Source organism: Candidatus Endomicrobium procryptotermitis (assembly GCA_031279415.1).
In the GTDB taxonomy this organism is placed as follows: Bacteria; Elusimicrobiota; Endomicrobiia; order Endomicrobiales; family Endomicrobiaceae; genus Endomicrobium_B; species Endomicrobium_B procryptotermitis.
In genome coordinates this window covers 1-10,027 of the sequence record JAITIP010000013.1, presented here as the reverse complement: position 1 = coordinate 10,027, position 10,027 = coordinate 1, and the positions used below count along the sequence as shown (strand labels likewise).

9 protein-coding genes and 2 rRNA genes are annotated in these 10,027 nt (G+C 36.9%); all 11 read right to left on the bottom strand.

The genetic code is table 11. The features are described from left to right. Window positions 1-77: 77 nt before the first annotated feature. On the bottom strand, window positions 78-656 hold the full coding sequence (locus LBD46_02060) for a hypothetical protein (GenBank protein ID MDR2425958.1): 579 nt from the start codon (window positions 654-656) through the stop codon (window positions 78-80). Between the two features lie 545 nt (window positions 657-1,201). Next, window positions 1,202-2,119, bottom strand: coding sequence for a homoserine O-succinyltransferase (metA, locus tag LBD46_02055; protein MDR2425957.1), 918 nt, complete (start codon window positions 2,117-2,119; stop codon window positions 1,202-1,204). Between the two features lie 69 nt (window positions 2,120-2,188). Next, window positions 2,189-2,974, bottom strand: coding sequence for a tryptophan synthase subunit alpha (gene trpA / locus LBD46_02050; protein MDR2425956.1), 786 nt, complete (start codon window positions 2,972-2,974; stop codon window positions 2,189-2,191). Beyond that, the gene (gene trpB / locus LBD46_02045; GenBank protein MDR2425955.1) at window positions 2,967-4,151 is read right to left on the bottom strand and encodes a tryptophan synthase subunit beta; all 1,185 of its coding nucleotides are present in this window, start codon (window positions 4,149-4,151) and stop codon (window positions 2,967-2,969) included. The genes trpA and trpB overlap by 8 nt, the downstream gene beginning before the upstream one ends. Window positions 4,152-4,212: 61 nt before the next feature. Continuing rightward, window positions 4,213-4,815 (bottom strand): phosphoribosylanthranilate isomerase, encoded by a 603-nt coding sequence (locus tag LBD46_02040; GenBank protein ID MDR2425954.1) that lies wholly within the window; start codon window positions 4,813-4,815, stop codon window positions 4,213-4,215. After that, window positions 4,802-5,602 (bottom strand): indole-3-glycerol phosphate synthase TrpC, encoded by an 801-nt coding sequence (gene trpC / locus LBD46_02035; GenBank protein MDR2425953.1) that lies wholly within the window; start codon window positions 5,600-5,602, stop codon window positions 4,802-4,804. The genes LBD46_02040 and trpC overlap by 14 nt, the downstream gene beginning before the upstream one ends. Next, entirely contained in the window at window positions 5,599-6,615 is a 1,017-nt protein-coding gene (trpD, locus tag LBD46_02030) for an anthranilate phosphoribosyltransferase (GenBank protein ID MDR2425952.1), read from the bottom strand. The genes trpC and trpD overlap by 4 nt, the downstream gene beginning before the upstream one ends. After that, window positions 6,584-7,195, bottom strand: a complete 612-nt coding sequence (locus LBD46_02025; protein MDR2425951.1) for an aminodeoxychorismate/anthranilate synthase component II — start codon at window positions 7,193-7,195, stop codon at window positions 6,584-6,586. The genes trpD and LBD46_02025 overlap by 32 nt, the downstream gene beginning before the upstream one ends. 28 nt (window positions 7,196-7,223) lie before the next feature. Then, the gene (locus LBD46_02020) at window positions 7,224-8,684 is read right to left on the bottom strand and encodes an anthranilate synthase component I family protein (GenBank protein MDR2425950.1); all 1,461 of its coding nucleotides are present in this window, start codon (window positions 8,682-8,684) and stop codon (window positions 7,224-7,226) included. Window positions 8,685-9,568: 884 nt separating this feature from the next. Next, window positions 9,569-9,685, bottom strand: a 5S ribosomal RNA gene (rrf, locus tag LBD46_02015). A gap of 126 nt (window positions 9,686-9,811) precedes the next feature. Next, window positions 9,812-10,027 (bottom strand): 23S ribosomal RNA (locus LBD46_02010); the annotation flags it as partial.

The window sequence follows — 10,027 nt, the reverse complement described above, 5'->3', positions numbered from 1 at the left end:
TGTTTTCTCCCATTTGCAGCCCGTTTTTAAAACGGAAAATGTGTACTTACGCTAAGCGCAAGTACACATCTGCAAACTCATATTTTTATTTTGTTTTTTTTTATCAAAGGATCTCCCCTAGGTAAAACCGACATAATAATTAAAAATAATAATAACAGTCTATACTCATTGTCTGAAAATTGCCAAAATACATTTTGGATATTTAAAAAAATTCCTTGAAAAGAATAAGGAAGCAGGTTTAAAAATTGTTTCTTGTTTATACTTACAAATACAGCAAAATATTTTGTGAACACAACTGCAGAAATTGAAGCATATAGAATTTTTACCGTAATAAAATCCTGCGAAACGCTAAAAAATATTTTATCGCCAAAACCTTTTTTTTCAAACATTTTATTTACGATTTTAACCGGCATATTTACCGCGTCGCATATTCGACCTAACTCATTTTTAACTTCAGTAACAGCTCTTCCGTCTCGACTTGCGCCGTCGTTTTTCATAATAAGCGTCAAATTGGCCGTATCTAAAACCATAACAGACACAAGAAACAAAGCAAGCACAAAAGCCGCTTTAACTTTAAAAATTTCATAGTAATAAAATCTTATTTTCTCCATGTAAATATAATATAACAAAGATTTAACTTTCACAATAACTTTCATTGAATTTTCACATATTTTTCACAGCGGCAAAATCCGCAAAAAATGTTCAAAAACAGTCCTATTTTTAGCGTACAACTACAATATCAGCAAAACGTTTTAGATTTTGGACAAAATTTTTTATTTTAGAATGGAATTATCCTTTGAGGTATTCTTGAACATTAGTACCATCTGCCAGCCATCAACCCACTTAAAATATTGATGACACAACAATTAGCGATTTTTGGAGACACTCAATTGCCGTTTAGTCATTGCCGTCATTACTAGGATGAGTGGCAACGGCGCCAAAGCAATCCCGGCATTCTTGCTTTGGCGATAAAACCGCCCCGCAATGACGACTAAACTGGTGTCATAAATAAAGTGAATCAATTACAGAATATAATTAATATTTCGGCAGCAATGCTGCCTTGATATGACAGAGCAAGACATCAAGTGATAATTCCGTTTAATTTTATAAAAATCAGATAGTTAAATCTTAGAAAAAGCTGAAAACGGAAGTAAACTTAAAGTTGTGTTTGAGCTTTTATAGAGTGCTGATTATTGGTGTGTTAGTCCTTCTCGACATAGTCATACGGGGTACGCTGGTATACGAAATAGTTAAGCCAATTATAAAATAAAAGGTTTGCATGGGCTCTCCATTTTATAAGAGCCTTGTTTTTAGTATTATTTTCGAGAAAATAGTTTATGGGTTTTTCTATTTGCAGCCCTTTTTCCAAATCCCTGAAATATTCGTTCGCAAGAGTATCTCTGTCATATTCAGAATGTCCAGTAATAAAAAATTGCTTTGAATCTCTGCTGCAGGCGATATATATTCCGGCTTCTTTTGAACGGCTCAGAACTAAAAGCCTGTTATCTTGTTCAACGGCTTTTTCGTCTATGCCGGTATGACGCGAATGTGGAGCATAAAAAGCGTCATCAAACCCATCTAAAAGATAATGCCCTTTGGCAGTCTGCTCATGAAGAAAAATACCAAACATTTTTTTATCCAGCGTATGTTTTTTTATTCCGTAATGATAGTACAGTGCCGCCTGAGATCCCCAGCAAATATGAAAAGTTGAAAAAGCGTTCGTCTTTGACCATTCCATAATTTCACAAAGTTCCTGCCAGTAGTCGACTTCTTCGAATTCTAGCATTTCGACAGGAGCGCCCGTTATAATCAATCCGTCAAAATGCTTGTTTTTCACATCGCCAAAAGTGCGGTAAAATTTCAGCAGATGTTCGGCAGGGGTGTTTGTCGATTGATGGCTTGCCGTCTGCAGCAGTTCTATGTCAACCTGTAAAGGGGTGTTTCCTATGAGCCGCAAAAGCTGGGTTTCCGTTTCTATTTTTTTAGGCATCAGGTTAAGTATCGCTATTTTTAAAGGACGTATATCCTGCGTCATTGCACGGCTTTCATCCATAATAAATATGTTTTCTTCGTTTAAAATTTTACGTGCCGGCAAATCTTTAGGTATTTTTATCGGCATGGCGGAAACTCCTTGAAGCAAAAATTTTCATATCAAATATATATGTTTATTAATTATATCAAATCTATTTCAAATTTCCATTTCTTTTCTTATGGATAATATATATTCGGCAAGTTTCGGCGCAGCATTTTCTTTATATTCGGCAATTATTTTTACAATTGCGCTTCCTATTATCACTCCATCAGCATATTTTACAATCTCTTTTGCCTGCCATCCCGAAGCTATACCGAAACCTACGGCGACCGGAATATCAGTAACTTTTTTTATTTTCGATACCAGCCAACCTATATCTGTCGCTATCTTTGTTCTTACTCCCGTAACTCCCAATGAAGAAATAAGATATATAAAACCTTTTGAAGATTTTGCAATATTTTCTATTCTTTCATTTGAAGTCGGCGCTATAAGAGTTATTATGGTTATATCGTATTTGTCTGCAAACTCTTTCACTTCATCTTGTTCTTCAAAAGGCATATCGGGAGCTATTATCGCACTTATTCCTGTTTCTTTACATTTCTTAAAAAAATTATCATAGCCGTATGTAAGCAACGGATTTAAATAAGTCATAAAAGTTAGAGGAATATCGGTTCTCTTTCTTATCCTTACGACCATATTGAAGACATCATCCAAATTTATTTTTTTTGACAACGCTCTTTTCATAGCGTTTTGTATAACTTCACCTTCAGCTATTGGGTCGGAAAAAGGAATACCTATTTCTATCAAATCGGCTCCGTTCTTAGCAAGCACAACTATGAATTCTTCGCTGCTTTCAAGAGATGGGTCACCGGCAGTTAAATATGTTATCAGCGCTTTTTTATTATCAAACACTTTTGAAATTTCATTTCCGACTCTATTCATATATATTTTCTCCTTTATATCTCGCTATCATGGCAACGTCTTTATCTCCCCTTCCCGAAAGAGTCACGACAATTATTTCATCTTTTTTCATTTTCGGAGCAATCTGCATCGCATGATAAACCGCGTGCGCAGATTCCACAGCGGGAATTATTCCTTCGGTAAGTGATAAAAATTCAAAAGCTTCAACCGCCTGCACATCTGTTACGCAAACGTAGTGCGCCCTTTTTATATCATGAAGATAAGCGTGTTCGGGTCCTATTCCTGGATAGTCAAGCCCTGCAGAAATCGAATAAACTGGGGCAACCTGTCCGCTTTCCGTCTGGCAGAAATAAGATTTCATTCCGTGAAATATTCCCTGACGGCCAGTTGCTATGGTTGCGGCCGTTTCTGGGGTGTCAATTCCTTTCCCCGCGGCTTCACAGCCTATAAGTTTTACGTTTTTATCGTTTAAAAAATCATAAAAAGTTCCCATAGCATTTGAGCCGCCGCCAACGCATGCCATTACAATGTCGGGAAATTTTCCTTCTTTTTGCAAAATCTGTTCTTTTATCTCTTTGCCTATAACACTTTGAAAATCTCTCACAATTTTTGGAAACGGGTGCGGTCCCATAACTGAACCTAAAACATAAAGAGTATCTTCAACTCTGCGTGACCATTCTCTCATGGTTTCGCTTACTGCATCTTTTAAAGTTTTTGTGCCGCTTTTTACAGGATTAACTTTTGCACCCAGCAGTTTCATTCTGAAAACGTTTAACGACTGTCTTTCAATATCTTCTTCACCCATAAATATTTCACATTCCATGCCGAGCAAAGCTGCAGCGGTTACAGTTGCCACGCCATGCTGTCCTGCTCCAGTTTCGGCAATCACTCTCTTTTTACCCATCTTTTTGGCAAGAAGCGTCTGTCCGAGAACATTGTTTATTTTATGGGAACCCGTGTGATTCAAATCTTCCCTTTTAAGATAGATCTTTGCCCCGCCGAGTTTTTCCGTCATATTTTTTGCATAGTACAATCTTGACGGTCTGCCGGCATACTCGTTTAATAATGCGTTTAGTTCAGAATTAAAATCTCTATCGTTTTTATAATGATTGTAAGCTTCATCCAGCTCTTTTACGGCATTCATAAGTGTTTCCGGTATGTAACATCCACCATACACTCCGAATTTCCATTTAGACATTTTATTTCTCCCGCGTTAAGATATTAAAACAGTAACGATTTCACAACGACAGGTTATTTTATCACAAGCTCCTTACGGTTTTGACAATTTCCCTGATTTTATTTAAATCTTTGACGCCGCCGCTTTCAACTCCGCTGCTTAAATCAACGCAGAACGGATTTAACTCTTTTATTACCGTTTCAACGTTTCCGACATTTATTCCGCCAGCTATAAAAAAAGGATGGTCGTATTCTTTAATCAGTTCTGTATCAAAAGATTTTCCGCTTCCGCCGTATTCATTTTCCGTATAGGCATCAAAAAGTGCAAAATCTGCCGCCGTGTTAAAATTATGCATTTTTTCTTTCACTCTTATCGCTTTTATCACAGGTTTATCAGTTTTTTCTTTCAACCTGTAAATATATGCTTCATCTTCACCGCCGTGCAGCTGTATTAAATCAATTATTCCTTCAGCAGAAAGATTTATTATATTGTCTATTTTTTCATTTACAAAAACACCAACGGACTTTATCTTTTTGTCAAGCATTGTTTTAAGTTCTGCTGCGTTTTCAAAAGTTATTTTCCTTTTTTCTCCGGCAAAAACAAATCCTATGTAATCCGGTTTTGTTTCATTGGCATATTTTATGTCTTCTTCTCTTTTTAAACCGCATATTTTAATTTTCGTCATTTTTCCTCCATATGCTTTTCAATTCTTTAAGCCTTTGCTTTACGTTTGTACTTTTCATAAGTTCTTCGCCTATCAAAACAGCATCAATTTTGTGCAAACGCAGAGCATCTATATCTTCTTTTGTTCTTATTCCACTTTCTGAAACGAATATTTTGTCCTGCGATACAAGTTTTCTCAATTTTGCGCTGTTATTTATATCCACTTCGAAAGTTTTAAGATTTCTGTTGTTAACGCCTATTATTTTTGCACCGGCTTTAAGCGCCATTTCAACTTCTTTTTCATCATGCGTTTCAACAAGACATGATAATCCCAAAGCATGAGCAGTTTCCATGAACTCTTTTAAATCTTCAAAACTAAGTATTGTGCATATCAAAAGTACTGCGTCGGCGCCGGTATTTTTTGCTTCAAAAATCTGGTAAACGTCTATTATGAAATCTTTTTTTAATACCGGTATTCTTACAGTGTTTTTAATTTCCGTAAGATACCTATCGCAACCCATAAAAAAGTCAGGTTCGGTAATAACAGAAACTGCATCCGCACCTGCTGCTTCATACTCTTTTGCCGTTTCCAAATATCTAAAATCATGTGAAATAATTCCTTTTGACGGAGACGCTTTTTTTATTTCGCATATAAAGCTTATTTCTTCTTTTTTAAGCGCTTTTTCAAAAGAGAAATTCCCATCTTTTGAAACCGAGATGGCCTCTTTTCTTGCCTCTTCAAGAGATTTTTTTTCTTTTGACTTTTCAATTCTTACTTTTGCTGCCGCAACGATTTTATCCAATATCATTTTGCCGCCTCATTAGACACTTTTATAAACTCTTCAAGTTTATTTAACGCTTTGCCGCTGTCAATCATCTCCCGCGCAATTTTTAAACATTCTTTAAGAGTTACATTATTGTAAAACATATAAAGGCATATTGCAGAATTTAGCAGAACTATATCTCTTTTTGCACCTGTTTCGCCTTTCAAAATATTCAGTGCTATCTCTTTATTTTCCTGCGGACTTCCACCTATCAGTTCGTAAAGAGAACATCTTTGAAGCCCAAACTGTTCCGGAGTTATAAAAAAGCTGTTTAATTTTCCATCGTTTACTTCACATATTGTTGTGGTATCTGAGAGCGTAACTTCATCAAGCCCATCGTGGCCATGTACTACCATAGCTCTTTTGACACCGAGATTTGCCAGCACCCTCGCCATAGGTTCAACAAGATTTTCATCGTACACACCTATAAGTTCGTATTTTGCTTTGGCGGGATTTGCCAGCGGACCTAAAATATTAAATATGGTTCTTATCCCCAGTTCTTTTCTCACTTTTGCCACATATTTCATCGAGGAATGAAAAGTCTGTGCCATAAGAAAACATATTCCAGTTTTTTCAAGCACAAAATCGCATTGCGTCGGAGCAAGCATTATGTTTGCTCCCAAAGCTTCAAGTAAATCCGCACTTCCGCATTTGCTTGATACACTTCTGTTGCCATGCTTGGCTACTGGCACGCCGGCGGCCGCGATTATAAAAGATGAAACAGTAGAAATATTGAACGTCGCAAGTTCGTCTCCCCCCGTGCCAACAATATCCAACACGTCGGTTTTCGGGTTAAGTCTCTGGCATTTTTCTCTCATAACCATTGCACATGCAGTTATTTCTTCTATAGTTTCCCCTTTGAGCCTCATCGACGTTAAAAAAGAAGCAATCTGAGCATCTGTGGCTTTGCCGTCCATAATTTCATTCATAACCATTTTAGTATTTTCTATTGAAAGATTCTGTCTGTTAACTATTTCGTATATTGATTCCCGTATCACTGCTGCCTCCCCTTTCAAGATTTAAAAAATTTTCTATTATGGTCATTCCTTTCTGCGTAAGCACGGATTCAGGATGAAACTGAAGTCCGTACAAATTATAATCACAGTGCTTTACGCCCATAACCTGCCCTTCTTCATCTTCAGCTATAACAAGCAGTTCATCCGAAAGCGTTGCTCTGTCGGCAATTAAAGAGTGGTATCTGGCGGTTTTTAATACCGGCGGCAGTCCTTTAAAAATCGGACTGCCGTTCGCTATCTGTACATTGCTTGTTTTTCCGTGAAAAAGAGTTTTTGCATAAGTAATTTTTGCGCCGAAAACTTCGCATATCGCCTGATGTCCAAGACAAATGCCGAGTATCGGTTTTTTGTCTTTAAAATAAAGTATCGCTTCTTCGCTACGGCCCGCATCTGACGGACGTCCCGGCCCGGGCGAAAAAATAAGATGTGAAACATTTAATTTTTCCATTTCTTCAATCGTCATCTCATCGTTTTTTATCACTTTAACATCGTCATTTATTATTCCTACGTACTGGTAAAGGTTATAAGAGAAACTGTCATAATTATCTATTATTAAAATCATGCTTTCCTCCATTATTTCAGCGGTATCATCAATTTCCAGAAGCGGTTTGCAGCGCTTCAATCATCGCCTGCGCTTTATTTAAACATTCCTGAAACTCTTTTTCAGGATCACTTTCAGCGACAATGCCGGCTCCAGCCTGTATATAAATTTTTCCATTTTGCAGTTTTGCCATTCTTATGGCTATACACATATCCATATTTCCGGTAAAATCAATATATCCAACGGCGCCTCCATAAGTTCCGCGTTTGTGTTTTTCAAGGGAATTGATTATTTCGCATGCTTTAATTTTAGGCGTCCCCGAAAGCGTTCCGGCAGGAAGCACAGCGGATACGGCGTCAAACTGGTCATAACCAGTTTTTAGTTTTCCTTTGATTATCGAAGCTATATGCGAAACATGCGAAAATTTTAATATCTTCATATATTCCACAACTTTAACACTGCCGAATTCGCTTACTTTTCCCAAATCGTTTCGTCCCAAATCCACAAGCATATTATGTTCTGAAAGCTCTTTTTCATCTTTGAGCAAGTCTGCTGTGAGCTGTTCGTCTTCTTCAATGGTTTTGCCGCGTTTACAGGTTCCTGCAAGAGCATAATTAGTAAGTTCGCTGTCTTTTAGAGTTATAAGTGTTTCCGGCGAAGCGCCGGCAATTTCAGAATCGCCGAAATTGCAGTAAAACATGTAAGGCGACGGATTTACCGTTCTTAAAACTCTATAAGTTTCAAAAAGGGTCCCATTGAAGTCACCCTCTATGCCGTTAGATATTACTGCCTGAAAAATGTCTCCTTCATATATATGCCGTTTTATTTCGCTTACCATTTTGCAGAATTCTTCTTTGTTGTGAAGAATTCTTAAATCAGTTTTGAGTTCGGATTTTGCATCGACACTGCCAGACTCTTTTTTTATCAACCGTTCCAGCCGTTCTATCTCAGTTTCGGCATTTGCATAATTTGTTTCAAAATTATCTGTCAAGACGTTCACTATTATAAAAATCTTCTGTTTAAGATGATCTATAGCAATAACTTTATCGAAAAGCATAAGATACAAATCATCAAAATTTTCAGCATTTATATTGTCAAGCTTTAAAGATTTTTCGATATATTTTATATAGTCATAAGAAAAATAACCCACCAGCCCTCCCGTAAAAGGCGGCAGAGATTTTATCTGCGGACTTCTGTAACGCGACAAAATATCTCTGAGCACAGTTTCAGGTTTCAAAGTCTCAATTTCGCACCGCTTTCCATCATCAACAACGATTTTGCCATCATTACATTTAATCGTAAGTTTAGGATCACAGCCTAAAAACGAATAGCGTCCCCAGTTTTCTGTGCTTTCGACGCTTTCAAGCAGATAACATTTCTTATTTTCTTCCATAAAATTTCTAAGAATTCCAACCGACGTTTTAATATCAGAAAAAATTTCTTTATATACTGGAAACGCATTGTAATCTTTAATATATCGTTTAACTTCTTCAATTGAAGGTTTTAGCATTTTTCCTCCCATTTATCCGTAAAATACATAAAACAAAATGCAAAATGCGTACTGTACATATTACGCTTTTAAAAAACGCCATCGTCTGAAATTCATCTTAATCATTAAGGAATCTCCAAAAATAAAAAATCCGTCCAAAACATAAAATATTATGTCAAGGACGGATTTGAATTTATCCGCGGTGCCACCTTGCTTTGCGGAAAAACGACTATAATTTGCCGTTGCCGCACTCTTTGTAGAATACTGGAAACAAAACGTTTCGGAATATTCCTCGTAATTAACGTACACGTTACGTCGCGGAATACTAAAAAGCTTTCGCTTTCTTTGACCGCGCCCTCTGTGGTCCATTTGATAATCTGCGTTGTACGGGAATCTCAGCTGCGCCCGCTCTCTGTAACTGCACAATTACCGTTATCTCCACATCAACGGTTTTTGGGACATTGTCCCTATTAAGTTATTTGATAATGTTACAAAATAAAATTAACAGTTGTCAAATCCTAAACAAAATGCTTTTATTTTTATGTCATTGCTTATGTAGCGGATGCAAAAGAAAGTAAAGTTTTAAAATTCCGTCCTGATTTTTATTACTTGTTTTTAAATACATCAGAGCAAACATTCTATCTGGCTCCAACCTTTTATCTCAAATTACTGTTTTATCAGTATCCAAATCAATAACAGATTCTGCCGTATGATGATATAAAGGTTGAAGTTAGATAATTTTTTTGTAAAACAAAAGAAAAGAAAAAGCTGAAATGATTGCCTAAAACAATTTGAATCTATTTTGTGTCAAAAATAACCTTCCTTGACACAATCAGGGTCGTATAAATAAAAACTAAAATTAAAAAGCCGCCGCATTAAAAAATGCGGCGGCTTTTTAATATTTAATCCGGCAGCGACCTACTCTTGCGGGACCCTGCGGTCCAACTACCATCGGCTCTGAAGGGCTTAACTTCCGAGTTCGGAATGGGATCGGGTGTGACACCTTCGAAATAACCACCGGAAATAATTCCTATTTTTATTGGCAGCCTATTTTACAGGCTTGCAATATCAAATAACTACTTACCAGTTTTAGGTAAACCTTGCGTTAATACAATTCAACTATCTGCATAATATAAAGATTAGAAAATGTGACCAAGCCGAACGGGCAATTAGTAATGGTTAGCTCAATACATTACTGCACTTACACTTCCATCCTATCAAACTTGTAGTCTACAAGTGCCCTTCGGGGAAACCTTATCTTGAGGCGAGTTTCACACTTATATGCTTTCAGTGTTTATCTCATCCATACTTGGCTACTCGGCAATGCTGCTGGCGCAACAACCGAAACACCAGAGGTATGTTCA

Coding starts and splice junctions, on each gene's coding strand:
- trpA (MDR2425956.1), bottom strand. CDS start 2,974: ATGAATAGAGTCGGAAATGAAATTTCAAAAGTGTTTGATAATAAAAAA.
- metA (MDR2425957.1), bottom strand. CDS start 2,119: ATGCCGATAAAAATACCTAAAGATTTGCCGGCACGTAAAATTTTAAAC.
- trpB (MDR2425955.1), bottom strand. CDS start 4,151: ATGTCTAAATGGAAATTCGGAGTGTATGGTGGATGTTACATACCGGAA.
- LBD46_02020 (MDR2425950.1), bottom strand. CDS start 8,684: ATGCTAAAACCTTCAATTGAAGAAGTTAAACGATATATTAAAGATTAC.
- LBD46_02060 (MDR2425958.1), bottom strand. CDS start 656: ATGAAAGTTATTGTGAAAGTTAAATCTTTGTTATATTATATTTACATG.
- LBD46_02040 (MDR2425954.1), bottom strand. CDS start 4,815: ATGACGAAAATTAAAATATGCGGTTTAAAAAGAGAAGAAGACATAAAA.
- trpC (MDR2425953.1), bottom strand. CDS start 5,602: ATGATATTGGATAAAATCGTTGCGGCAGCAAAAGTAAGAATTGAAAAG.
- LBD46_02025 (MDR2425951.1), bottom strand. CDS start 7,195: ATGATTTTAATAATAGATAATTATGACAGTTTCTCTTATAACCTTTAC.